At 72.1% G+C, this 24214-nt stretch carries 24 protein-coding genes; 10 read left to right on the forward strand and 14 right to left on the reverse strand.

The genetic code is table 11. From position 1 onward, the window contains the following. Nucleotides 1–144 precede the first annotated feature (144 nt). Genes AC068Z_RS20065 through AC068Z_RS20075 form a run of 3 tightly spaced genes read left to right on the forward strand, consistent with a single transcriptional unit; the run spans nt 145 to nt 3121 of the window. Nucleotides 145–1185, forward strand: a complete 1041-nt coding sequence (locus tag AC068Z_RS20065) for a FecCD family ABC transporter permease (RefSeq protein ID WP_478557040.1) — start codon at nt 145–147, stop codon at nt 1183–1185. A 3-nt stretch (nt 1186–1188) separates the two neighbouring features. Then, nucleotides 1189–2265: a FecCD family ABC transporter permease gene (locus AC068Z_RS20070; RefSeq protein ID WP_478557043.1), complete on the forward strand. Its 1077-nt coding sequence runs from the start codon at nt 1189–1191 to the stop codon at nt 2263–2265. A gap of 4 nt (nt 2266–2269) precedes the next feature. Continuing rightward, complete coding sequence (locus AC068Z_RS20075) at nt 2270–3121, forward strand: ABC transporter ATP-binding protein (protein ID WP_478557045.1); 852 nt, start codon at nt 2270–2272, stop codon at nt 3119–3121. 37 nt (nt 3122–3158) lie between these two features. On the opposite strand, the gene AC068Z_RS20080 is transcribed toward AC068Z_RS20075, so the two are convergent. After that, a complete protein-coding gene (locus AC068Z_RS20080; RefSeq protein WP_478557047.1) occupies nt 3159–4106 on the reverse strand; it encodes a methionyl-tRNA formyltransferase in 948 nt (315 codons plus the stop codon). Nucleotides 4107–4228: 122 nt separating this feature from the next. Between AC068Z_RS20080 and AC068Z_RS20085 the strand changes: the two genes are divergently transcribed. Continuing rightward, nucleotides 4229–5551, forward strand: coding sequence for a lysine N(6)-hydroxylase/L-ornithine N(5)-oxygenase family protein (locus tag AC068Z_RS20085; RefSeq protein WP_478557049.1), 1323 nt, complete (start codon nt 4229–4231; stop codon nt 5549–5551). Nucleotides 5552–5604: 53 nt separating this feature from the next. Here the strand turns inward: AC068Z_RS20085 and AC068Z_RS20090 are convergent, their stop codons facing one another. The 4 genes from AC068Z_RS20090 to AC068Z_RS20105 all read right to left on the reverse strand — a co-directional run bounded on the left by AC068Z_RS20090 (nt 5605) and on the right by AC068Z_RS20105 (nt 10037). Then, entirely contained in the window at nt 5605–7671 is a 2067-nt protein-coding gene (locus tag AC068Z_RS20090; RefSeq protein ID WP_478557051.1) for an iron ABC transporter permease, read from the reverse strand. 3 nt (nt 7672–7674) lie between these two features. Next, nucleotides 7675–8661, reverse strand: coding sequence for an ABC transporter substrate-binding protein (locus AC068Z_RS20095; protein ID WP_478557053.1), 987 nt, complete (start codon nt 8659–8661; stop codon nt 7675–7677). Continuing rightward, nucleotides 8658–9515 carry an ABC transporter ATP-binding protein gene (locus AC068Z_RS20100; RefSeq protein WP_478557055.1) on the reverse strand — a complete coding sequence of 286 codons (858 nt, stop codon included), beginning with the start codon at nt 9513–9515 and terminating at the stop codon, nt 8658–8660. Before AC068Z_RS20100 ends, AC068Z_RS20095 begins: the two co-directional genes overlap by 4 nt. A gap of 93 nt (nt 9516–9608) precedes the next feature. Next, nucleotides 9609–10037, reverse strand: a complete 429-nt coding sequence (locus AC068Z_RS20105) for an arsenate reductase ArsC (RefSeq protein ID WP_478557057.1) — start codon at nt 10035–10037, stop codon at nt 9609–9611. Nucleotides 10038–10101: 64 nt separating this feature from the next. Between AC068Z_RS20105 and AC068Z_RS20110 the strand changes: the two genes are divergently transcribed. Genes AC068Z_RS20110 through AC068Z_RS20120 form a run of 3 tightly spaced genes read left to right on the forward strand, consistent with a single transcriptional unit; the run spans nt 10102 to nt 12029 of the window. Further along, nucleotides 10102–10416: an ArsR/SmtB family transcription factor gene (locus tag AC068Z_RS20110; RefSeq protein ID WP_478557059.1), complete on the forward strand. Its 315-nt coding sequence runs from the start codon at nt 10102–10104 to the stop codon at nt 10414–10416. A 26-nt stretch (nt 10417–10442) separates the two neighbouring features. Continuing rightward, nucleotides 10443–11216, forward strand: coding sequence for an aquaporin (locus AC068Z_RS20115; protein ID WP_478557061.1), 774 nt, complete (start codon nt 10443–10445; stop codon nt 11214–11216). 48 nt (nt 11217–11264) lie between these two features. Then, complete coding sequence (locus AC068Z_RS20120; RefSeq protein WP_478557063.1) at nt 11265–12029, forward strand: IclR family transcriptional regulator; 765 nt, start codon at nt 11265–11267, stop codon at nt 12027–12029. Between the two features lie 79 nt (nt 12030–12108). On the opposite strand, the gene AC068Z_RS20125 is transcribed toward AC068Z_RS20120, so the two are convergent. The 4 genes from AC068Z_RS20125 to AC068Z_RS20140 are packed head-to-tail and all read right to left on the reverse strand — an operon-like array spanning nt 12109 to nt 16950. Further along, nucleotides 12109–12633, reverse strand: a complete 525-nt coding sequence (locus AC068Z_RS20125; protein ID WP_478557065.1) for a gluconokinase — start codon at nt 12631–12633, stop codon at nt 12109–12111. Next, nucleotides 12623–14026, reverse strand: coding sequence for a glucose-6-phosphate dehydrogenase (locus AC068Z_RS20130; protein ID WP_478557067.1), 1404 nt, complete (start codon nt 14024–14026; stop codon nt 12623–12625). The genes AC068Z_RS20125 and AC068Z_RS20130 overlap by 11 nt, the downstream gene beginning before the upstream one ends. Further along, nucleotides 14023–15852: a glycoside hydrolase family 15 protein gene (locus tag AC068Z_RS20135; RefSeq protein WP_478557069.1), complete on the reverse strand. Its 1830-nt coding sequence runs from the start codon at nt 15850–15852 to the stop codon at nt 14023–14025. The genes AC068Z_RS20130 and AC068Z_RS20135 overlap by 4 nt, the downstream gene beginning before the upstream one ends. A gap of 48 nt (nt 15853–15900) precedes the next feature. Then, entirely contained in the window at nt 15901–16950 is a 1050-nt protein-coding gene (locus tag AC068Z_RS20140; RefSeq protein ID WP_478557071.1) for an NAD(P)-dependent alcohol dehydrogenase, read from the reverse strand. Nucleotides 16951–17114: 164 nt separating this feature from the next. On the opposite strand from AC068Z_RS20140, the gene AC068Z_RS20145 reads away from it, so the two are divergent. Beyond that, nucleotides 17115–18161, forward strand: coding sequence for a lactonase family protein (locus AC068Z_RS20145; protein ID WP_478557073.1), 1047 nt, complete (start codon nt 17115–17117; stop codon nt 18159–18161). 18 nt (nt 18162–18179) lie between these two features. On the opposite strand, the gene AC068Z_RS20150 is transcribed toward AC068Z_RS20145, so the two are convergent. Continuing rightward, nucleotides 18180–18989 carry a universal stress protein gene (locus AC068Z_RS20150; RefSeq protein WP_478557075.1) on the reverse strand — a complete coding sequence of 270 codons (810 nt, stop codon included), beginning with the start codon at nt 18987–18989 and terminating at the stop codon, nt 18180–18182. A gap of 102 nt (nt 18990–19091) precedes the next feature. On the opposite strand from AC068Z_RS20150, the gene AC068Z_RS20155 reads away from it, so the two are divergent. Beyond that, a complete protein-coding gene (locus AC068Z_RS20155) occupies nt 19092–20276 on the forward strand; it encodes a MalY/PatB family protein (protein ID WP_478557077.1) in 1185 nt (394 codons plus the stop codon). On the opposite strand, the gene AC068Z_RS20160 is transcribed toward AC068Z_RS20155, so the two are convergent. Both AC068Z_RS20160 and AC068Z_RS20165 read right to left on the reverse strand, forming a co-directional pair. Next, nucleotides 20273–21316, reverse strand: a complete 1044-nt coding sequence (locus tag AC068Z_RS20160; RefSeq protein ID WP_478557079.1) for a threonine aldolase family protein — start codon at nt 21314–21316, stop codon at nt 20273–20275. The genes AC068Z_RS20155 and AC068Z_RS20160 overlap by 4 nt on opposite strands. Next, nucleotides 21313–21978, reverse strand: a complete 666-nt coding sequence (locus AC068Z_RS20165; protein ID WP_478557081.1) for a TetR/AcrR family transcriptional regulator — start codon at nt 21976–21978, stop codon at nt 21313–21315. Before AC068Z_RS20165 ends, AC068Z_RS20160 begins: the two co-directional genes overlap by 4 nt. A gap of 125 nt (nt 21979–22103) precedes the next feature. Here AC068Z_RS20165 and AC068Z_RS20170 point away from each other — a divergent pair, with 125 nt between their 5' ends. After that, nucleotides 22104–22751, forward strand: a complete 648-nt coding sequence (locus AC068Z_RS20170; protein ID WP_478557285.1) for a DNA alkylation repair protein — start codon at nt 22104–22106, stop codon at nt 22749–22751. Between the two features lie 41 nt (nt 22752–22792). Here the strand turns inward: AC068Z_RS20170 and AC068Z_RS20175 are convergent, their stop codons facing one another. Next, complete coding sequence (locus AC068Z_RS20175; RefSeq protein WP_478557083.1) at nt 22793–23620, reverse strand: maleylpyruvate isomerase family mycothiol-dependent enzyme; 828 nt, start codon at nt 23618–23620, stop codon at nt 22793–22795. Then, entirely contained in the window at nt 23620–24138 is a 519-nt protein-coding gene (locus tag AC068Z_RS20180) for a cupin domain-containing protein (protein WP_478557287.1), read from the reverse strand. The genes AC068Z_RS20175 and AC068Z_RS20180 overlap by 1 nt, the downstream gene beginning before the upstream one ends. Nucleotides 24139–24214: the final 76 nt, after the last annotated feature.

Below are 24214 nucleotides of genomic sequence, written 5' to 3' on the forward strand. Positions count from 1 at the left end.
CCTGGGCCGGGGGTCGGCGCCATAGTAAGGTAAGGGTTACCTAATTAATAGGGCGCGCACAGATTTGGCCAAGGGGATGGGACGGCGGTCCAACTCGCTCTACAGTCCTGACCAGTTAGGCAAGGCTGACCAAAGGAAGTGGACGTGGGGACCTCGGCGGTCCGGCGGGCGAAGGGCCCCCGCGCGATGCTCCTGCTCGCGTTGTCCGGCGCGGCCCTCGTCGTGCTGTGCGGCCTGTCGATGGCCTACGGCGCCCTCGGCGTCCCCCTCGACCAGGTCTGGCGCACCCTCCTGGGCGATGCGCCCAACTCCCGTGTCGACAACGTCATCTGGTCCGTACGGCTGCCCCGGACCGCCCTCGGCCTCGCCACCGGCGCCGCCCTGGGCCTGTCCGGCGCCCTGATGCAGGCGCTGACCCGCAACCCGCTGGCGGACCCCGGCATCCTCGGGGTCAGCGCGGGCGCCGCCTTCGCCGTCGTCCTGTCCGTGGGAGTCCTCGGCATCGGCTCGGTCTACGGCTACATCTGGTTCGCCTTCGCCGGCGCGCTCACCTCGAGCGTGCTGGTCTATCTGCTGGGCGGGCTCGGCCGGTCGGGCACGACCCCGGTGAAGCTCGCCCTGGCCGGGGTCGCGGTGACCTCCCTGCTGTTCTCGCTGACCAGCGCGATCGCCCTGACCGACCCGGACGCCCTGAACCGCTACCGCTTCTGGTCGGCGGGGTCCCTGGCCAACCAGAACGACGAAGTGCTGCTGCGTGTCCTGCCGTTTCTCGCCGTCGGCGGCGTCCTGGCGCTGGCCTGCGCACCCGCCCTGAACCGGCTGGCGCTCGGTGACGACGTGGCCAGGTCCCTGGGGCTCAGGCTCGGACTGGTCCGCGTCCAGGGCGTGGTGGCCGTCACCCTGCTCACCGGCGGGGCCGTGGCCGTCATCGGGCCCGTCGTCTTCGTCGGCCTGGTCGTACCGCACATCGCGCGCGTCCTCGCGCAGTACGCCGGCATCGGCCCGGACCACCGCTGGCTGCTGCCCCTGTCGGCCGTGCTCGCGCCCTGCCTGCTGCTGGCCGCCGACATCGCCGGACGGCTGATCGCCCGGCCGGTCGAGATCCAGGCCGGGATCCTGGTCGCCTTCCTCGGCGGCCCGTTCTTCATCGCGCTGGTGCGCCGCCGACGACTCGCGGAGCTGTGAGCCATGACCACCGACCTCGCGCCCGTGCCACGCCGGACCGCCGGCCGCCTCACCTTCCGTCTGACCGTTCCGCCCGTCTCCGGGCTGCTGCGCCCCCGGCTGCTGGCGGTCTGCCTGGTCCTCGCGGCCGCCGCCTTCGTCCTGTTCGTCGTGGAGACCTCCGTCGGGGACATCTCCCTGCCGCTCACCGACGTGCTCAAGGCCCTCGTGGGCGCGAGCGACCCCGCCACCGAGCTGATCGTCCACGAACTCCGGCTGCCCCGGGCCCTCGCGGGCCTGCTCGTCGGCTTCGCCTTCGGGGTCTCCGGCGCCCTGTTGCAGACCATGACCCGCAACCCCCTGGCCAGCCCCGACATGATGGGCATCACCCAGGGCGCCGGTACGGCCGTGGTGGCGGGGATCGTCCTCGGCTGGGACGGCAGCCTCGGCACCCAGGCACTGGGACTGCTCGGCGCGCTGCTGGCGGCGCTGCTGGTGTACGTGCTGGCCTGGAAGCGGGGCACCAGCGGCTACCGGATCGTCCTGGTGGGCGTCGGCGTCGCGTGGATCTGCACCAGCGCCACCGACTACCTCATGGCCCGCGGCCAGCGCTTCCAGGCGCAGGCGGCGCTGGGCTGGCTGGTGGGCAACCTCAACGGCCGTACCTGGGAGCAGATCACCCCGCTCGCGGTGGCGATGGCCCTGCTCCTGCCGCCCGCGCTGCTGCTCGGCCGGCTGACCCGGACCCTGGAGCTCGGCGACGACGTGGCCCGGGCCCTCGGCACACGGGTGCAGACGGTCCGGGTGGCGGTCCTGCTCGCCTCCGTCGGCCTGGTGGCCTTCGGCACCGCGACCGCCGGGCCCGTGGCCTTCGTGGCGCTGGCCGCCCCCCAGGTCGCCCAGCGCCTGGCCGGTACGGCCTTCCCACCACCCGTGGCCGCCGGTCTCACCGGAGCTGTGATGGTGCTCGGTTCCGATCTCGTCGCCCGCAAGCTCGTCCCGGACACCGAGCTGCCGGTCGGGATCGTGACGGGCGTGCTCGGCGCGCCCGTCCTGCTGTGGCTGCTCATCCGTGCCAACCGCGCCGGTTCAGGAGGCTGACAACGTGTCGAAGACGGACCCCGGGCCGGCCGAAGGACCCGAACTGTGCGCCGAGGCACTGCGGTTGGCGTACGACGACCGGGTGGTCGTGGACGATCTCGACCTGGTCGTCCCCACCGGCCGGATCACCGTGATCGTCGGGGCCAACGCCTGCGGCAAGTCCACCCTGTTGCGCGCCCTGGCCCGGCTGCTGACCCCCAGGTCCGGGGCCGTGCACCTGGACGGGCGGTCGATCCACTCGATCCCGACCCGCACGCTCGCCCAGCGGCTGGGCATCCTGCCGCAGTCCCCGGTGGCGCCCGAGGGGCTGACCGTGATCGACCTGGTGGGCCGGGGCCGGTCGCCGCATCAGACGTGGTGGCGGCAGTGGTCGTCGGCCGACGAGGAGGCGGTGCACGAGGCGCTGCGCGCCACCGACATGACCGATCTGGCGCACCGGGCGGTGGACGAGCTGTCCGGCGGCCAGCGCCAGCGGGCCTGGATCGCCATGGCGGTGGCCCAGGGCACCCCGGTGATGCTCCTGGACGAGCCGACGACGTACCTCGACCTCGCCCACCAGATCGACGTCCTCGACCTGGTCACCGACCTGAACCGGCATCAGGGCCGCACGGTCGTCATGGTGCTGCACGACCTCAACCAGGCCTGCCGTTACGCCGACCACATCGTCGCCATGAAGGCGGGCCGCATCGCCGGGGAGGGCACGCCGACCGAGGTCGTCACCGCCTCGATGGTCGAGGAGGTTTTCGGGTTGCGGTGCGTCGTGGGCACCGATCCGGTGAGCGGGACTCCGATGGTGATCCCGATGGGCCGGCACCACGAGGGCTCCGAGGACCCGGCGCCGGTCGCCACGGGTTGAGCGGCGGGGCCGGGGCTGCCCGGTCCCGCCGCGACGGTCACGGACGGGCCGTCAGATAGCCGCCCATCGTGCGGAAGTACTCGGTGGCGGCGTACTCATGGCCGTCCTCGGTCCGCACCCGCTGGACCACCAGTCCGGGCAGCCGGCCCGAACGCGCCCCGGCACCGGCCACGATGACGATGCCGTCGCCCTCGCGGATGAAGACGCGCCCCGGGGTTCCGCCGTACCGTCCTTGCGAGACCGTGGCCTTGAGGATCCGGATCCGCTCCCCGCGATAGTGCGTGAAGGCGTTCGGATACGGGTCCGACTGGGCCCGCACCAGCCGCTCCAGGTCCTCGGCGGGCCAGGACCAGTCGATGCGGCTGTCCTCCAGGGAGCGCTTGTGGAAGAAGCTCGACCGGGAGCGGTCCTGCGGAATCCATACCGCCCTGCCGGAGGCGATGAGATCGAGGGACTCCCGGACCACCGGGCCGATCAGGTCGACGGTGCGGTGGAACAGGTCGGTGGCGGTGTCGGCGGGCCCGACGGGCACCGCCCGCTGGAGCAGGATGTCGCCCATGTCGAGCTCGGCGTCCATGCGGTGGGCGGTGACGCCGACCCGCTGCTCGCCGTTGACGAGCGCCCAGATCAGCGGCGAGAAGCCCGCGTAGGAGGGCAGCAGGGAGTCGTGGATGTTGAGCGTGCCGTGCGGCGGCAGGTCGAAGATCTCGGCCGGCAGCCAGGTGCGCCAGTTGTTCGCCACGATGATGTCCGGCTCGGCGTCCTTGAGCGCCCGGAGGAGTTCGTCGTCGCCCGGCCGGTTCCGCAACAGCACGGGCACGCCGTGCTTTTCGGCCAGGTCGGCGACGGAGTCGCTCCAGATCCGTTCGTACACGTGGTCGCTCTTGGGGTGGGTGACGACCAGGACCACTTCGTGTTCGGAGTTCAGCAGAGCCTCTAGCGTTCGGTGTCCCCAGGTCTGGTAGCCGAACATGACGACCCGCATACAAGCCCTCCTCAGCCATTGCTAGGTAAGGCTAACCTTATCTAGCATGAGCCTGCTCGGGGGAGACTGTGGACCTCATCTGAGAGCGCTGTGAACTCCCCCCTACAGGAGGCGATGACGCGGTGACGACATTGCACAGTGGGCCGGACTCCGTCTACGACGTTCTGGGCATCGGCTTCGGGCCGTCCCATCTCGCCCTCGCGATCGCGCTCCACGAGCACGACGCGAGCGCACAGGGCTTGCGCGTGGGATTCCTGGAGCGGCAGCGGCGGTTCGGATGGCACCGCGGCATGCTCATCGACGACGCCACCATGCAGGTGTCCTTCCTCAAGGACCTGGTGACGATGCGCGATCCCACCAGCGACTTCAGCTTCCTGTGCTATCTGCGCGAGCGCGGCCGACTGGTCGACTTCCTCAACCAGAAGACGCTCTTCCCCTTGAGGATCGAGTTCCACGACTACTTCGAGTGGGCCGCCGCCCGCGTCGGCCATCTCGTCTCGTACGGCGCCGAAGTGGTCTCGGTGCGGCCGGTCACCGAGGACGGCGAGGTCCGCTGGTTCGACGTCACGAGCCGCGATCCCGAGGCGCCGGAGGAGCTGACCGTGCGCCGCACCCGGACCCTGTGCGTGGCCACCGGTCTGGAGCCGCACCTGCCGCCCGGCGCGGCGCTGTCGGAACGCGTCTGGCACAACAGCGAGTTGCTGCCGCGCGTGGACCGACTCCACCGCTCCGGCACCCCGGTTCGCCGGGCCTTCGTCCTCGGCGCGGGCCAGAGCGCCGCCGAGGCCGTCGACTACCTGCACCGCAGCTTCCCCGAGGCCGAGATCTGTTCCGTGTTCTCCAAATACGGCTACACCCCGGCCGACGACAGCCCGTTCGCCAACCGGATCTTCGACCCCGAGGCGGTGGACCTGTTCTACGGCGCACCACCCCAGGTGAAACGATCCCTCTACGACTACCACCGCGGCACCAACTACTCCGTGGTGGACATGGAGTTGATCGAGTCCCTGTCCCGGACGATGTACCAGGAGAAGGTCCAGGGCACGCAGCGGCTGCGGATGATGAACGTCTCCCGGATCCGCGAGGTCGCGAGCCGCGGGGACAGCCTGGACGTGACGGTGGAGTTCCTGCCCACCGGGGAACGCGAGGTGCTCACCGCCGACGTGATCGTCTACGCGACCGGCTACCAGCCCCGGGGCATCGGCGACCATCTCGGCGAGATCGCCAAGCTCTGTCTGCGTGACGAGGAGGACCAGCTCCGCGTCGGGCGCGACCACCGGGTGGAGACCGCCGCGCACGTCACGGCGGACGTCTACCTCCAGGGCGGCACCGAGCACACCCACGGCCTCACCTCGACCCTGCTGTCCACGACCGCCGTACGCGCCGGGGAGATCTGCTCCTCCCTCCTCGGCGACCGCCGGACGGCGGTCGGCTCCCGGGAGTAGCGTCCGTCCGCTTGCCGTCGCCCTGGTGCGGTGGCGGCAAGCGGACGGGTTCCCTAGCGGCGGCTGCGCACCAGCAGATACAGGAAGTACGGCGTGCCGATCACGGCGGTCACCATGCCGGCGCCGAGCTGGGCCGGCGCGATCACCGTGCGGCCCAGCAGGTCCGCCGTGCACACCAGGGCGGCGCCGAGCAGCATGGCCACCGGTACGACCCGGACGTGCCGGCGGCCCACCAGGGCCCGGGCCGCGTGCGGGGCGACGAGGCCCACGAAGCCGATCGTGCCCGCCGCGGCCACGGCGGTGGCGCTCAGCAGGACGCCCAGGACGAGGAAGCCGAGGCGCCCCCGGGCCAGGTCCAGGCCCAGCAGCCGCGGGGTGTCCTCGTCCAGCGACACGAGGTCCAGCTCCCCCCGCCGCAGCACCGCGACGGCCGTACCCAGCGCCACCACGACCGCGAGCGGTACGACGTCCGGCATGGTCCGCCCGTAGGTGGAACCGGACAGCCAGGTGAGCGCCTTGACCGCGTTGAACGGGTCGGTGAGCACGATCAGCAGGCTGATCAGCGCGGTCGCCGCGGTGGCGACCCCGATGCCGACGAGCACCAGGCGGTTCTGCTGGAACCCGTCCCGCGCGGCGAGCCCGAAGACGATGACGGAGCTGACCGCGGCGCCCGCGAACGCCGCACCCGCGAGACCCCACGACCCGGCCAGCGGCACGGTCGTCACCAGCAGGACGGCGCCGAGCGCGGCCCCGCCGGAGACGCCGAGCACGGCGGGCTCGGCGAGCGGGTTGCGGGTGACGGCCTGGATGAGCGTCCCGGACAGGGCCAGGGCGGCACCGGCCAGCAGGGCGGCGAGGACCCGGGGCATCCGGGTGTCGAGCACGAAGGAGACGGTCTGACCCGCCCTGCCCTGCGCCCAGTTCACGACGTCGCCGAGCAACAGCTTGGCGTCGCCCAGCAGTACGGCGGCGATCGTCACCCCGACCAGCACCACCGCCAGGACGACCGTGACGGTGACGAACACGGCGCGGCTTCTGATGCGCAGCCGGTCGGGCGCGGCGGCGGCCTCGGTGTCCTTCAGCCGGACCGCCATGCCGACCAGGAACACCGCGCCGACGAGGCTGGTGACGACGCCCGTCGGCACGGCGACCGCGAGGTCGGCCGGCACCAGGGAGCGCAGCAGCACGTCCGAGCCGAGCACGAGGGCCGCGCCGGTCAGTCCCGTGACCGGAAGGCTCACCCGGGTCCGGCTGAAACCGCGGAACCTGCGGGCGAGGGCCCGTACGAGGGCGGGGGCGCACAGGCCGACGAAGCCGATCGGTCCGGCCAGGGTGACGGAGGCGGCGGAGAGCAGCGCCGCGAGCACGACCGCCGTGACACGGGTGGCGCGGACCGGCACGCCGAGGCCGCGGGCGGCGTCGTCGCCGAGGGCCAGGGCGTCGACCCTGCGGGCGACCAGCAGCAGTCCGAGGAGGCCGACGACGCCGAGGGGCGCCATGCGGACCACGCCGTCGAAGCCGTTCTGGCCGATGCTGCCCTGGTTCCACTGGTAGAGCCCGTGGGTCTCCTCGGGGAACAGCAGGAGCAGCCCTTCGGTGACCGCGTTCAGGCCGAGCATCAGGGCGGTGCCGGCAAGGACGAGGCGCACGGTGCCGGTGCCCAGGCCGGACAGGCCCAGCACGACGGCGGCCGCGGCGAGGCTGCCGAGGAGGGCGACGCCGGAGGAGGCGAGCAGGGGCAGTGAGACGCCGGTGACGGCGACCAGCCCGAGGGCCAGGTAGGAACCGGCGTTGACGGCGAGGGTGTCGGGGGACGCGAGCACATTGCGGCTGACGGCCTGGAGGGCGGCGCCGGCCATGCCGAGCATGGCGCCGACGAGGATCCCGGCGGTCATCCTGGGCAGCCGGGACTCGATGACGACGGAGGCGTCGCCCGCCTCGGCCTGGCCGGTGAACGCCTTCCAGACCTCGGAGGCGCCCACGGCGGCCGTGCCCTGCGTGATGTCGACGACCGCGAGGGCGGCGACGATCAGGACCAGTGCGGCCGTCACCGCGGCCGCGCCCGTCCGGGACGTGGCCGCCGACGGACGGGTGGCGGGGGTTGTCGCGGTGACGGCCATGGGCTACTTCGTCAGAGCGGCGACGACGGAGTCGACGTACTGGCTCATCGAACCGGGACCGCCGAACATCCAGATGCCGTCGGGCAGCCGGTGGACGTTGCCCTTCTTCACGAACGGCAGCGAGGTCCACACCTTGTCCTTGGCGAGGGCGTCGGTGAAGGGGGTGCTGCTCTTGTCGCCGTCGTTGCCGATGTAGGCGAAGTGCACGTCGTCGCTGAGCTTGGTGAGCCCCTCGACGTCGGTGGAGCCGAGGCCGTAGCTCTCATCGCCCTTGACGGTCCAGTCGTTCTTCAGACCGAGCCGCTCGTTGACGGCGCCGATGAGCGAGCCGCTGGTGAAGGGGCGGATGGAGACCTGGTTGGAGATGTCGTAGCCGTCGGCGAAGGCGTACTCGGCGCCGTCGAGACCGGCGTCGGCGAGGGCCTTCTTGCCCTCGGCGAGCTTGGCGTCGAAGTCTTCCTTGATCTTGTCGGCCTGCTCGGTGGTGCCGGTGGCCTTGGCGAGCAGGTCGAGGTTCTCGGTCATCTGCCCGATCGGGTCGGCCGCGTCGGCGGACTTCACCTCCACCACCGGGGCGACCTCGCGCAGTTGCTTCACCGCGGCCGGCGGCAGGTCGGTGCTGGCGACGATGAGGTCCGGCTTCAGGGCGGCGATGGTGTCCATGCTGGGCTCGCCACGGGTGCCGATGTCCTTGGGCTCGTTCTTCAGCGGGACCGCCTGGTCCCAGGTCTTGTAGCCCTTGACGTCGGCGACGCCTACCGGGTCCACGCCCAGGGACACCAGCAGCTCGACCTCGTGCCACTCGGTGCCGACGACCTTCTTGGCGGGGCCGTCGAGCTCGACCTTCTTGCCGGAGGCGTCGGTCAGGGTGACGGGCTCGGCCGACTGGGTGGCCTTGGCGTCGTCGGCGGCGGGCTCGGTCGTACCGCAGGCGGACAGGACGAGTGCCGCGGCGGTGGCGGCCGCCGCGGTGGTCAGGAGGCGTCTCATGAGGGTGTGCTGAGCCTTTCGCTTCGCGTGTGGTGCCGGCCGATCGCGCGGGTGCGCAGCCGGCCCGTGAGGGGGTCGGTGTCGACTTCGATGCGGATGCCGTAGGTGTCGGTCAGCCGCTGGGCGGTGAGGACGTCGTCGGGGAGACCGTCCGCGACGATCCGGCCCTCGTGCAGCAGCACGATCCGGTCGGCGAGGGCTGCGGCCTGGTCGAGGTCGTGCAACACCGCGCCGACCGCGATCCCGTGGTCGTCCGCCAGATCGCGGACGAGGTCGAGGAGTTCGATCTGGTAGCGCAGGTCGAGGTAGGTCGTCGGCTCGTCCAGGAGCAGCACGCCGGTCTCCTGCGCGAGGCAGCTCGCGAGCCACACTCGCTGGAGCTGGCCTCCGGAGAGGTGCTCGGCGCCGCGCTCGGCGAGTTGCGCGACGCCGGTCATGGCGAGCGCGCGGTCCACGGCGGCGGGTCCGTCCGGGTCCGCCCTGCCCCAGCGGCCCCGGTAGGGGTAGCGGCCGAACTCGACGACGTCCCGCACGGTCAGCCCGCTCGGCGTGGGCCGGCCCTGCGTCAGCAGGGCCACCCGGCGGGAGAACTCACGGGAGGTCAGCGCCAGGCCGTCCGTGCCGTCGACGGTGAGTGTGGCGGTCCGGGGCCGTTGCAGCCGCGCGATCGTGCGCAGAAGCGTCGACTTGCCGCTGCCGTTCGGGCCCACGAGCACGGTCACTTGGCCGGGTCGCAGGGTGAGCGACGCGTCATGAACGACGTCGACACCCTCGTAGGCCACGGTGACCTCCGTGGCCGACAGCTCATGACCTCGGGGACGTAGGGCCGCGGAGATCTCTTCACCTGATCGCACGAGCCCAGGTTAGCCTAACCTAACCCGACCCTGTGAAGGCCCTGGGATCACTTTCACAAGACGAAGACCGGCCATTGTGACTTCAGGCGGCCGTCAGGCGCGGCCGGGCTCCCGCGAGGCGTCGATCTCGGCGATCAGGGCCTCGACACGGGACCTGATCTCGTCGCGGATCGGGCGGACCCCGTCCACGCCCTTGCCCGCCGGGTCCTCCAGCTGCCAGTCGAGGTAGGTCTTGCCCGGGAAGACCGGGCAGGCGTCGCCACAGCCCATGCTGACCACGTAGTCGGAGGCCTGGACGGCCTCGGGGGTGAGCACCTTGGGCTCGGCGCCGGCGAGGTCGACACCGACCTCCCGCATCGCCTCGATCGCGGCCGGATTGACCCGGTCGGCGGGGAGCGACCCGGCGGAGCGGACCTCGACACGGTCCCCCGCGAGGTGGGCGAGGAATCCGGCGGCCATCTGCGACCGCCCGGCGTTGTGGACGCAGACGAAGAGCACGGAGGCGATCGGGGTGGCGGGCATCGGTTCTTCCTTCCAGATCAGCCCTGGCTGACATCAGCCAGCGGTGATGTGAAAGTATCAGCCCATGCTGACGTCAGCCGACACTGATCTGATCCGGATCCTGGCCGACCCGCTGCGTCTCCGGATCGTCACCCTCCTCGCGAGCGAGACCCTGTGCACCACACACCTCGTGGACGAGACCGGCGCGAGACAGACGAACCTGTCCAACCATCTGAAGGTGCTCCGGGACGCGGGTGTGGTGGAGACCGAGCCCTGTGGCCGCTTCACCTACTACCGGCTCAAGCCCCTCGTCATCGCCGAGCTCGCCGAACAACTCGCCGAGCTGGCACGGACCGCGGCGGCCACGGCCGAGAACGAAGTCAAGCGATCCTGCCCCTGACCGCCCCGCCCTCCGAGGAGCCCCTGGTGACCGCCACCCACGACAGCGCCACGCCGCCCGTCGCGCCCACGTCTGCCCGGGCGCCGCTGGCCGCGCGGGCCGTCGCGGAGTTCGTCGGCACCGCGGCCCTGGTGACCGTGGTCGTCGGCTCGGGCATCCAGGCCACCGAGCTGACCCAGGACGTCGGGGTGCGGTTGCTGGCCAACTCCCTGGCCACCCTCTTCGGCCTCGGCGTCCTGATCCTGCTGCTCGGCCCGGTGTCCGGTGCGCACTTCAATCCGGTGGTGACCCTGGCGGAGTGGTGGAGCACCCGGCGCGACCGCGGCTCGAAAGCGGGCGCCCGCGAGGCCGCCGCATACCTCCCCGCCCAGGTCGTCGGCGCGATCGCCGGCGCCGAACTGGCGGACGCGATGTTCGGGGAGCCGCTGGTCCGTTGGTCGACGCAGGACCGGACCGGAACGGCCCTGCTCCTCGGCGAGACGGTGGCCACCGCCGGCCTGATACTGCTGGTCCTCGGCCTGGTCCGCACCGGCCGAGCGCACCGCGCGCCCGCGGCCGTCGCCTCCTACATCGGCGCCGCGATCTGGTTCACCTCCTCCACCTCCTTCGCCAACCCGGCGGTGACCGTCGGCCGCGCCTTCACCGACACCTTCACGGGCATCGCCCCCGGCTCGGTCCCCGCCTTCGTCGGGGCGCAGCTCCTGGGCACCGCGATCGGCCTGGCCCTGGCGGCGGCCGTCTTCACGCCGTACCGGCGGACACTGGAACAGGCCGGGGCCGCCGCGGATCGCTTCTCCTGAGCGGACAGGTAGATTCCGGAGGGCGGAACCTGAACGGAGAGCCGGGCCATGGACAAGCCTCTGAAGACGCCACCGCCGTATCCCATCGCCAGCGTGGACCACGCGCTGCGGGCGGCGACGATCCTCCAGCTGGAGGGCGGCGCGACGGTGTCGGAGATCGCCGAGCGGCTGGGCGTCGCCCGGTCGACCGCGCACCGGCTGCTCGCGATGCTGGTCTACCGGGACTTCGCCGTGCAGGACGAGGACCGCGTCTACCGCGCGGGACCGGTACTGGAACTGGCCGCGCACTCGCAGTCCCTGGTGTCACGGCTGCGCGCGGCGGCCCTCCCCCATCTGCGCCGGGCCGTCGACCTGCTGGACGAGACCACGAACCTGATCGTGCGCACCGGCGACACGGCCCGGTTCATCGCCAGCGTCGAGTGCGGCCAGGCGCTGCGGGTCGGCTCCCGGGAGGGCATGGTGTTCCCCGCCCACCGGACGACGGCGGGCCTGCTGCTGCTCGCCGAGCTCCCGGACGAGGAGCTGGAACAGGTGTACGCCCCCGAACGCTACCGGGACCGCCCCGCGGACCGCCCCGAACTCCCCCGCCTGCGGACCGAGTTGAGACGAGTGCGCCGCAATGGCTTCGCCGTCAACCGGGAGCGCTCCGAGCGCGGCCTCGTCGCCGTCGGCGTCCTCGTCCGCGACCGGGACGGTACGGCTGTCGCGGGCCTGTCGGTGTCCATGCCCAGCGTGCGCTACGACCCCCAGCGGCTCCAGTCCCTGGTGGCCACCCTCAACACCACGGCCCACGCGCTGGAGCGGGACCTGTGACCACGAGCGGGCCACCCTCCCGGCGGTGGCCGACCCCGCCGTGCGCGCCGCGCCCAGGCAGCGCGCGCAGCCCGCGCGGTCAGTCGTTCGGCAGCAGGTCGATCGCCTTCTCGGTGACGACGTCGGGTGCCTGTCCCGCGTCCACCCTGCCGCCGCGCTCGTCGGGTTCGAGCGGTTCCAGGGTTTCCTCCTGCGAGTCCAGCAGGGTCTCCGGCATGAAGTGGCCGGTGCGCCGGCGCAGCCTTTGCTCCAGCACCTCGTGGTCGGCCGTCAGATGCACGAAGAAGACCGTCGGGCAGGCCGCGCGCAGGACGTCCCGGTAGCGGCGCCGCAGGGCGGAGCAGGAGACGACGCCTCCGGTGCCCTCCGTGTCGCGCTGCCGCAGCCACCCGCCGACGGACTCCAGCCAGGACTGGCGGTCGGTGTCGTCGAGCGGGACGCTCGCCGACATCTTGGCGATGTTGGCCTTCGAGTGGAAGTCGTCCGCCTCGGCGAAGGGGATGTCCAGTCGCTGGGCGAGCCGCCGCGCCACGGTGGTCTTGCCCGCCCCGGACACTCCTATGACCACGACGCACGGCGGGCGCCGCCCGGCATCAGTGGGCATCGGGACGCTCTCCGTTCGTGGCCGAGGGCCGATGCGGGTCGGCGGGGCCGTCGGAGCCCGCCGGGTACTCCTGGAGCGGGACGAGGTCCCTCTCCCAGGCCGAGATGACGGGTTCGAGCACCCGCCAGGCCTCCTCCGCCTCGTCGCCGCGGATCGACAGGGCCGGGTCCCCCCTGAGGACGTCCAGCAGCAGCGTGCCGTACGCGGGCAGTTCCGGCGGTTCCATCTCGGCGGCGAGTTCGAGCTCGGCGAGGTGGTCGGGGCGGGCGCCCGTGCCCATCAGATCCAGGACCAGGCCCTCCGGTTCGAGCTCGAAGCGCAGCACGTTGGGCGCGACCTCGCCGCTGTGACCGAAGGGCAGGTGGGGGACGGCGCGGAAGCGCACCGCGACCTCCTTGCGGTCCGCCCCGAGTGCCTTGCCGCTGCGCAGCCGGAACGTCGTCCCCGCCCAGCGCCAGCTGTCCAGTTCCAGTTCCACCTCGGCGAAGGTCTCGGTGCGGTGCTGCGGGTCCACCCCTTCCTCTTCGACGTACGAGGGGACGGCGTGGTCGCCGCTGCGGCCGGCCGAGTAGCGGGCCCGGCGCGTGCGCCGCACCACGTCGTCGTCGGTGAGCACGCGCACGGACCGCAGGACGTCGAGCTTGCGGTCGCGCAGGTCCCGTTCGCCCAGCGTGATGGGCGGTTCCATGGCGACCAGGCAGAGCAGCTGCAGCAGGTGGTTCTGCACCATGTCCTTGAGCGCGCCGACGTGGTCGTAGTAGCCGGCCCGTCCTTCCAGCGCGAGCGTCTCGTCCCAGACGATCTCCACCTCGGCGATGTGGGTGCTGTTCCACAGGGGTTCGAGCACCCGGTTGGCGAGCCTGCTGCCGAGCACGTTCTGAACGGTCGTCATGGCGAGGAAGTGGTCGACCCGGAACACGGCCTGCTCGGGCACGAGGTCGGCGAGCAGCCGGTTCAGCTCCCGCGCGTCGGCCAGGCTCTCGCCGAAGGGCTTCTCCACCACGATCCGGCTGCCGGGGGGAAGGCCCGCCTGCTGCAGCGCCTTGACCACGACCGGGAACAGGGCCGGAGGCAGGGCCAGATAGAGGGCGACGGGGTCCTCCCCCGCGACGACCGAGGCGATGTCGGCGGGGTTGGTGACGTCGACCCGTCGGTAGTCGGCCGCCTCGGCGATCGCCGTCCTGGCGCCGGCCGGATGCCGGCCACCATGGCGGTCCAGGTGCGCGGTCACCCATTCCCGGTACCGGTCGCCGTCCCAGTCCTCCCGGCTCGCGCCGAGCAACCGGAAGTCGTCGCCGAGGTGTCCCGCGGCCCGCAGGGCGGCCAGGGCCGGCAGCAGAAAGCGGCCGGTGAGGTCGCCCGTGGCGCCGAGGATCACGAGTCGGTCGATCATGCGTGTGCGCCTGCCTTCGCTCGGGCGAGGTTGACTCCGCTGGCGGCGATCCCGATGTGGCTGAACGCCTGGGGGAAGTTGCCCATGAACTCTCCGGTCGACGGGTCGATCTGCTCCGACAGCAGCCCCAGCGGGCTCGCGCGGGCGCACAAGGAGTCGTACAGCTCCTCGGCCTCGGCGATCCGGCCCTGGCCGATGAGGTTGTCCACCAGCCAGAAGCTGCACAGGACGAAGGCGCCCTCGTCGCCGGGCAGACCGTCGGGTGACTCCTTGTGCAGATAGCGGTAGAGCAGGCCGTCACCGGCTGACAGGCGTTCGGCGACGGCCGTGGCGGTGGCCACCATCCGCGGGTGGTCGGCCGGGACGACCTGGCGCAGCGGAAGGGCGAGCAGGCTGGCGTCGAGGGCGCCGCCGCCGTCCAGGTGGACGCTCAGCGTCTGCGCCTCCTCGTCCCAGGACTCGTCGAGGATGCGCCGGCGCAGTTCGTCGGCCGAGGCCCGCCAGCCGGCGACCTCTGCGGGCAGGCCGAGCCGTTCGGCGATCGCCGCCGCCCGGTCCAGGGCCACATGGCACATCCCGGCCGAGTAGGTGAACGCCCGGCCCTCGCTGCGCACCTCCCAGATCCCCTGGTCCGGCTGACGCCACGCCTGTCCCGCGGCGTCGGCCAGCTTGGCCAGGCCCGCCCACAGCGCCGGCTGGATCTGCCCGCCGGCGCGCAGCCACTGGTCGGCGCAGTCCAGGATCTCGCCGTAGACGTCGTGCTGGCGCTGGTCGGCCGCGCCGTTGCCCCAGCGCACCGGCGCGGAACGCTGGTAGCCCTCCAGCTCCGCGTCCTCCACCTCGTCCGGCACCAGGCCGCCGTCGAGGGCGTACATGATCCGGGGCTGCCGGCTGTACTCGAAGGCGTCGAGGACCCAGCCGAGGAAGGCGTCGGCCTCACCCCCGAAGCCGATGCGGCGCAGCGCGAACACGGCGAAGGCCGCGTCGCGGATCCAGGCGTAGCGGTAGTCCCAGTTGCGGATGCCGCCGATCGGTGCGGGCAGGGAGGAGGTGGGGGCCGCGACGAGCGAGCCGTTGGCCCAGTCGTCGCAGAGCTTCAGCGTGATCGCCGCGCGGCGGACCAGCGGTTCCTGGGGGCCGTCGTACTGGAAGTGCTTCATCCAGCGGCGCCACGCGTCGGCGGTGCCCCGCAGCATGGTGTCGGGGTCGAACCGGTGGTGGCGGTGGAAGCGGCCCCAGGACAGGACGAGGTCGAGGCGTTCGCCCTGCTGGAGGTCATGGGTGCTGTGCAGGCCGGTCAGGGGGCGGTTGGAGCGCAGGTGCAGCCGGAGGTCCGGCCGCCGGGACGGTCGTACCTCGAGTCCGCTGAACATCACCTGCGCCTGCGCGCCGCCGCGGGGATCCAGATCCATGCGCAGGCGGACGGTCCCGTCCAGGACCACGGCGGAGCGCACGAGTTCGCCCCGGTCGGCGGGGGCGTCATCGGTGAGGTCGGCGCCGGAGCGCAGGGCGAGCGCGTCGGTGACGCGCACGAGGCCGGTGGCGCTGCGCAACTCGGTGATCAGGACCCCGGTGTCGGGTTCGTAGCGCTGCCGTGCCTCGACCAGTTCCTCCGGCGCCAGGGTGAAATGCCCGCCGCGTGCCTGATCCAGCAGTCCGCAGAAGAGCGGGTCGGCGTCGAAGCGCGGCAGGCACATCCAGGGAATGGAACCGTCCAGGCCGACCAGCGCGGCCGTCGTGCCGTTCCCGATCAGGCCGAGGTCCTCCAGCGGCAGGTAGCCCTTGCGCCGGCGCACCGGCCGGAAAGGGGGGTCGGGATCGTGCATGCCGTCTCTCTTCTCGCGGCTCGGCGGGCAGGCCTCCGAAGTACCCGGCTAGAACGTGATCATTACCTTCACGGTGTTGTCGAGCTTCTTGTCGGAGACCTCGAAGGCCCGCTCCATGTCGTCGAAGTGGAACTCATGGGTCGTCAGGTGCGAGGGGTCGACGAGTTGTGCCTGGAGGACCCGCAGCAGCCGCTCCATGCGCAGTCTGCCGCCGGGGCACAGTCCCGTGGCGATCGTTTTGTCGGCCATGCCGACGCCCCACTCGACGCGGGGGATGCGCACGAACTCCCCCTCGCCGAAGTAGCCGATGACGGAGATGGTGCCGCCGGGCTTGGTGATCTTGACGGCGGTCTGGAACGTCACGTCGGCGCCGAGTGCCTCGATGGCGGTGTCGACGCCCTGGCCCTGGGTCAGTTCGAGGACCCGCTCGACGACGTCCTCGCTGGTGAAGTCGACGATGTCGGTGGCGCCGTAGGTGCGCGCGAGTTTCTGCCGGTCGGGCACGGATTCGACGCCGATGACCGTTCCGGCTCCGCGCAGTCTCGCCCCCGCGGTCGCCATCAGGCCCACCGGGCCCTGGGCGAGGACGGCGACGGTTCCACCGATCGGGATGTCGCCCTTCTCCGCGCCCATGAAGCCGGTCGAGAGCATGTCGGCGCAGTAGACGGCCAGTTCGTCACTGACGGAGTCGGGGATCTTCGCGAGATTGGCGTCGGCCTCGTTCACATGGAAGTAGTCGGCGAGGACCCCGTCCTTGAGGTTGGCGAACTTGAAGCCCCCGAGGGGTGCTCCGGACTGCGAGGGAAACCCGTTCTGCGAGGCCAGGTCGCCCCAGTCGGGGGTGATGGCGCCGACCACGACCCGGTCGCCGGGCCTGAAGTCCTTCACCTCGCTGCCCACGGCGTGCACGACGCCCACCGCTTCGTGGCCCAGCGTCAGGTTCTCCCGCGGCCCGATGCCGCCTTTGACCGTGTGGGAATCGGACGTGCAGATCAGGGCCCGGGTCGTCCGTACGACAGCGTCGCCCGGACCCGGCTCCGGGACGGGCTTCTCCATGAAGCCCACCCGCCCGATCTCCTTCATCACGAAAGCCTTCACCCGTCTGTCCCTCTTCCGGCCGAATCACCTCGTCCATCACTTCTGCCACTGTCGCAAGGGCCACACGGTCCCGCGACCGGACCGCACGCACGCCGAGCCACCGCGAGGGCCGTGAGACCGCTGTTAGCGTCGGGATTCGCGCGGGCACGAGAGCGGAGGACACGGTGGGTGACGAGGACACGGAACGGGCCTTCATCGGGTCGTTCACCTCGGCCGGCGGTCTCGGGATCGTGGCGGCCGCCGTGGACCCCGGGACGGGGGCGCTGACCACGACCGGCGTCGTCGACGGTGTGGCCGACCCGTCGTACCTGGCGGTCGGGCACACGGGTGCGGGCCCGGTCCTCTACGCCGTCTCGGAGACGACGCAGGGCGCGGTCGCCGCCTACGACATCGCCGGGCCGGAGCCCCGCCCGCTCGGCGCGCCGGTGTCCGTACGCGGGCAGGAACCCACGCATCTCGCGGTCGCCCACGGTCACCTGCTGACCGCCAACTACGGATCCGGCAGCGTCACCGCGCTGCCACTCGCCGCCGACGGCACCCCACGGGCGGCCACCGATGTCCTGCGCAACGAGGGCAGCGGCCCGCACCCCGAACGTCAACTGGGCCCCCACGCGCACCAAGTACTCCCGGACCCCTCGGGACGCTGGGTGCTGAGCGTCGACCTCGGCACCGACGCGGTGCGGATCTGTTCCCTGGACGCGGGGTCGGGCAAGCTGACACCGCACGGGCAGACCGCGCTGCGGCCCGGCACCGGTCCACGGCACCTCGTCTTCCATCCGGACGGAGGTCGCGCGTACGTCCTGGGCGAGCTCGAGCCGGGTGTCGTCGTGTGCCGCTGGGACGCCGCCAACGGGGTGCTCGAGCCGCTGGGCACGACCGCTCTGTACCCGGACGCCGCCGGTGCCGTCTCCCCGTCGGCGCCGGTCGTCTCGCACGACGGCCGCCATCTGTGGACGGCGGTGCGGGGCCCCGACACCATCGCCGTGCTGGCGCTCGACGCGGCCGGCGAGCGGGCGGACCTGGTCACTTCGGTGCCGTGCGGGGGGCGGTGGCCGCGCGATCTGGTCCTGCACCCGTCGGGCACACGCCTGTACGCGGCCAATGAGCGCTCGGGCGACGTCACCTGGCTGGACGTCGACTCCGCGACGGGCATCCCGGCCCGCGCCGGTTCCGTGTCGGTCCCGGCGGCGTCCAGCGTCGTCTTCGTCTGACGGCCGAAGGACCTCGGGTCACCCCTGGCCGCGTACGACCGTGACAGGGCAGTGCGCGTGGTGCAGCAGTGCCTGGCTCACCGAGCCCAGGAGGAGTCCTGCGAAACCGCCGCGCCCTCTCGCGCCGACGACCATGAGCTGGGCCGTCCTGCTGGTCTCGATCAATGCCTCGCGGGTCTCGCCGCTGAGCACTTCGTTTCTGACCGTGACGTCCGGATACCTCTCGGCGCGCCCGGCTACCGCCTGCGCCAGCAGCCGCTCCGCGCTCTCCGGGCCGGTGCCGGGCGGCACGTACTCCGGTCGCCACGCGTGCACGGCCAGGATCTCGGCCCCGCGCAGCGCCGCCTCGGCGAAGGCGAACTCGATGGCCTGCTCTCCCGCGGGAGAGCCGTCGACGGCGACCACGACCGGTCCGGCGCCGGGCGGTTCCTCGCGGACCACCATCACCGGACACCGGCTGTGGGCGGCCAGGGACGCGGCCGTCGAGCCCAGCAGCATGCCGATGAATCCCCCCATGCCCCGGGGCCCGACGACCACCAGGTCGGCGGCGCGCGACTCGGCCTCCAGCACCGCCACCGCGTCGCCGGTCACCACGGCCTCGGAGACCTCCACCTCGGGCGCCACGCCCCGGGCACGCTGCGCCGCCTCGCTCGCCAGGCGATTGAGCGGCGACGGATCCAGCGGCGTGTACATGGGCCGCACGGGCCAGCCGAAGGCGTGCACCACCCGCAGCTCCGCGCGTCGCCGCTGGGCTTCCCGGGCGGCCTGATCCACCGCGGCAAGGCTCGACGACGAGCCATCCACTCCTACGACGACAAGGTTGCCCACCGCTCCTCCAATGATCGCCTCCGCTACCAAGCTTCACGGCGGCGATGCGTTGCTGCCATTCGAGCGGCAGGGAGACGGCCCCTGTGCACCTACCTTGTGCTCATGGACAACGACAAGCGCGACATTCAAGTGCCCGACAGCACCAGTCCGTTGCACCAGGTTCCCCTGGAGCAGTTGCGCCGACGTACCAGTATGAAGTGGCGCACCCACCCCGAGGACGTGCTGCCGCTGTGGGTGGCCGAGATGGACGTGCCGCTGGCCGAGCCGGTCGCCCGGTCGCTCACCGAGGCGGTGGCGCTCGGCGACACCGGCTACCCGGCCGGGACCGGGTACGCGCGGGCGCTGGCCGAGTTCGCGCGCAAGCGGTGGGGCTGGGGCGGGGTAGCGGTGGAGCGCACCGCGATCGTGCCCGATGTGATGCTGGGCATCGTCGAGATGCTGAAGCTGGTGTCCGGGCCGGGCGATCCGGTCGTCGTCAACTGCCCGGTGTACCCGCCGTTCTACCAGTTCGTCGGGAACCTGGGCCGGCCCGTAGTCGAGGCTCCGCTCGGCGAGGACGGACGGCTCGACCTCGCCGTACTGGAGGAGACCTTCCAGCGGCTCGCCGAGGGCGGGGGCCGTCCGGTGTACCTGCTGTGCAGCCCGCACAACCCCACCGGGGCGGTGCACACCGCGACCGAGCTGACGGACGTCGCGCGGCTGGCACGGACGTACGGCATCCGCGTGGTCGCGGACGAGATCCATGCCCCGATCGTGGCCGCGGGCACGTCCTTCGTGCCGTACCTGAGTGTGCCGGGCGGGGAGGACGGGCTGTCGCTGATGTCGGCGTCCAAGGCCTGGAACCTCGCCGGGCTCAAGGCCGCCCTCGCCATTGCCGGGCCGGGCGCGGCCGACGACCTCGCCCGGCTCCCCGAGGAAGTCGGCCACGGCCCCAGCCACCTGGGCATCATCGCCCATACGGCGGCCCTGCGGGACGGCGGGGACTGGCTCGACGCCGTCCTGTCCGGCCTCGACGACAACCGCCGCCTGCTGGAAGACCTGCTGGCCGAGGAACTGCCGGGCGTCCGGTACCGGCCCGGTGAGGGCACCTACCTCGCGTGGCTGGACTGCCGGGCACTGGGCCTCGGCGACGACCCCGCGAGCGTCTTCCTGGAACGCGGCCGGGTCGCCCTGAACTCCGGCATCCCCTTCGGCACCGGCGGCGCGGGCTTCGTCCGCCTGAACCTGGCCACCTCACCGGAGCTGGTCACCGAGGCGGTGCGCAGGATGGCGGCGGCCGTGCGCTAATCGGCGTGGCGGCTCACGGCGCGCACCAGTTCGTCCACGTCACCCTCTGTGGTGGCGAAGGAGGTCACGAAGCGGACGACGCCCGGCTCCCAGCGGTCGTGGTAGAAGGCGTACCCCTCGGCCAGGAGTCCCTGGGTGACCTGCTCGGGCAGTCGGCAGAACAGGATGTTGGCGTCGGCCGCGCCCAGCAGGTGCACCCCGGGCACCGCCTTCAGGCCGTCCTGGAGGCGGGCGGCCATGGTGTTGGCGTGGGCCGCGTTGCGCAGCCACAGGTCGTCGGTGAGGTACGCGTCCAACTGGGCCGCGTGGAAGCGCATCTTGGCGGCGAGCTGGCCCGCCCGCTTGGCGCGGAAGGAGAGTTCGGGCGTGAGCGCGCGGTCGAAGACGACGATCGCGTCGGCGGTCATCGTGCCGTTCTTGGTGGCGCCGAAGGACAGCAGGTCGACTCCGGCCCGCCAGGTCAGCTCGGCGGGGGTCCGGCCGAGGGAGGCGACGGCTCCGGCGAAGCGGGCGCCGTCCATGTGCAGGCGCAGGCCGGCGTCCTTGGTGATCGAACCGAGGGTGCGCAGCTCGTCGAGGGTGTAGACCGCGCCGGTCTCGGTGGCCTGGGTGACGCTCACGACGGACGGCTCCACGCTGTGCACGTCCCCCGCCTTGTGGCGTACGGCCGCCCGCAGCGCGTCGGGATCGATCTTGGCGTCGTCCCCGCCGAGCGGCACCAGCTTGGCGCCCGCCGTGTAGAACTCGGGCGCCCCGCACTCGTCGTTGTTGACGTGACTCTCGCGGTGGCACAGCACGCTGCCCCAGGGCGGGGTGAGCGCGGCGAGGCTCAGGGCGTTGGCGGCGGATCCGGTGGACACGATCAGGACGTCGACGTCGCGCTCGAATATCTCGCTCAGGCGGCGCCGGACGGAGGCCGTGCTGTCGTCGTTGCCGTAGGGCAGGGCCTGGCCGGAGGCGGCTCGGGTGACGGCCTCGATGATCTCCGGTGAGGCGCCGGCGGTGTTGTCGCTGCTGAAGACGCGGGACGCGGTGCTCATGATCGGGCTCCTTGCTGTGCGGGGCGGGCGGGGGATGCGGCGGCGACGAGCTGGCGCAGGGCGCCGTAGTAGACCTCGTGATCGGTCACGGCGGGCACGATCTCGGCCAGGGAGCCGGTCAGCGCCGGGAACCGCTCCGGGTCGAGCGCGGCCAGTGCGGTGCGGGTCGCCGCCTGGGCGGTCCTGGGTTCGCGGTGGTCGACGAAGCCGGCGCTGCCGAGGGTGAGCAGGTACATCCGCCGGTACGCGGTGATCGCCTCGGTGGGGGTCAGGCCGGCGGCGAGGCTGTGGGCCAGTTGCGGCTCGGCCAGGCGGGCCAGCAGATTCGGGCCGAGCCAGGGGCGCGTGCCGCGCAGGGCGAGGAGTCCGGGGTGGGCGGCCAGCAGGCGGTACAGCGCGGTGAAGCGGGTCTCGGTGGCGGTCGCCCAGTCGGCGTCCGGCGCCGCTTCGGGCAGCTGGGCGGCCAAGTGGTCGACACACAGGTCCAGCAGTCCCGCGAGGTCGGTGCAGCGGCGCTGGAGGGAGGCGAGCGAGATCTCGAGGCGCGCGGCGAGCGCCCGGAAGGTCAGGGCCTCGGGGCCGCTCTCGTCGACCAGGTGGAGGGCGGTCTCCGCGATGCGGTCGGGGGTGGCCCGGTCGAGGGACGGGGAGTGGCGAGGCATGCGGGTCATCGTACGATACAGCGTATCGGCGAGTCCAGGCTGACGCCTCTCCCGTACGGTCGTAGGCTCGCTGCGCACATGAGGAACAGGAGGCCGAGGTGTCCGAGACGACGGTGGCCGAGGTGATGGCCGAGCTGGCCGGGCTCGAGGACCCGAAGATCCGCGCGGTGAACGAGCGGCACGGCGACGATCACGCCGTGAACCTCACCAAGCTGCGTGCCGTCGCGAAGCGGCTCAAGACGCGGCAGGAGCTGGCGTGTGAGCTCTGGGCGACGGGTGACAGCGCGGCGCGGCTGCTCGCGCTGCTGATCTGCCGGCCGAAGGCGTTCGGGCGGGACGAACTGGACACGATGATCCGCGAGGCGGGCACGCCCAAGGTGCACGACTGGCTCGTCGGCTACGTGGTCAAGAAGAGCCCGCACGCCGAGGAGCTGCGCGTGGCCTGGTCGGCCGATCCGGACCCGGTGGTCGCCAGCGCCGGCTGGGCGCTGACCGCCGACCGGATCGCGAAGAGGAAGACCGAGGGCCTCGACCTCACCGGGCTGCTCGACGTCGTCGAGGCGGAGATGAAGGACGCCCCGGACCGCCTGCAGTGGTCGATGAACACCTGCCTGGCCCAGATCGGCATCGAGTACGCCGAGCACCGGACCCGTGCGCTGGAGATCGGTGAGCGGCTGGAGGTGCTGAAGGACTACCCGACGTCCCCCGGCTGCACCTCTCCCTACGCGCCGATCTGGATCAACGAGATGGTGCGTCGGCAGGAGACCGCGTAGGCACGTCTTCAGCAGACGACGGAGACTTCATTGAGCGATCTTCAGTAGACGATGGACACCACCTGACACACCGCCTCCGCGAGGCGGCGGTCTCCCTGGACGCGGGCTCGCCCGAGGGCGGTGGCGGGGTCGATGCCCCGGACGCACAGACGCCAGGCGGTCTCCGGGTCCAGGGCCACCGAGGCGGCCGGCCGCCCGAGGAGCGGTTCGGCCAGTGACCAGCGGTCCGGCGTGGCCGTGACGATCCAGGGGCCGCCCGCTCCTTCGGCGGTCACCTCGATCTGCTCGCCGACGGCCGCCTGCGTCCGCCGCAGAGTGTGGGGCAGCGCCCGCATGAAGGTGTCCAGGACCGTGCGCAGGACGTGCGGTCCGGGATCGGTGGGGCGGCCGAGGGCGTGGCGGAGCTGCTGCCGATGGGTCCAGTACTCGGTGAACTCCCGGGCGATGTCCAGCCACGCCGGTGCCGGGTCGGCTCCCGCCCAGGACACACCCAGGGCGGGGGCGGCGAGGTCGGCGGCGGCGAAACGCTCGGCGAGCCGGTGGCCGGCCTCCTCCAGGGACGCGAGGAGGGAGGCGGGGCCGGCCTCGGCGTGGCGGTCGACGACCTCCTGGTTGGTGCGGTGGATGAACGCCTCCAGCGGTTCGCCGGGCCGCGGCCCGCCCCGCTCTCCGCCCGCGCCCTCACCGAGGCGGCCGAGGTAGCCGCCGAGGATGTGCGCGGTGAGGTCCCGCACGGTCCAGCCGGGCAGCGCGGGCCTGCGCCAGTCGCCGGGCGGCAGGGCGCGGAGGGTGTCGAGCAGCGCGTCCAGCTCCGGCCCGAACAAGGGCCGGGCGTCGATCGGCTCACCCAGCCAGGAAGCGCCGGACACTACTCGGCCCCGGGCTCGAAGTCCTCGACGAAGTAGCTGTCATGACGGACCCGGAACTGCTTCAGCTCCTCTCCCCCGCGCTGTGCGAACTCGGCGACCCGCTCGAAGTACTCCTCCCTCGGGGCGCCCGGCGAGAAGAGCATGAGCATGGACATCGGCTCGTCGGTGACGTTCCTGAAGCCGTGCAGGCCGCCGACCGGCACGTACAGGAAGTCACCTTGACGGCCCGTCACCCACTTCTCGCCGTCGTAGAGCGAGAGTTCGCCGGAGAGGATGTAGAAGGACTCCGACATGGCCTTGTGGAAGTGAGGCTTGGCGCCGGCGGACCGCGCGGCCAACTCCACCTTGTAGAGTCCGAATTCGCCGCCGGTCGACTCATTGGTGGCGAGGTACCGGGTCGTGCCACCGGGCGAGCTGAGGTCGGGCGGCGCGTCGGCGGGCCGGAAGACCGCGTTCACCTCTCCCCTGTCACCGTGGTAGCGGGGCTCGGGGTACTCGAGGGGCTCCAGGTACGACATCGTGCACTCCTTCTGCCGGTTCTCCGGCTGAAATGATCGCTCGCGGCCCGCGAGGGAGGCATCGGCCGTCGGCATG

This window comes from Streptomyces sp. NPDC043726 (assembly GCF_056436565.1).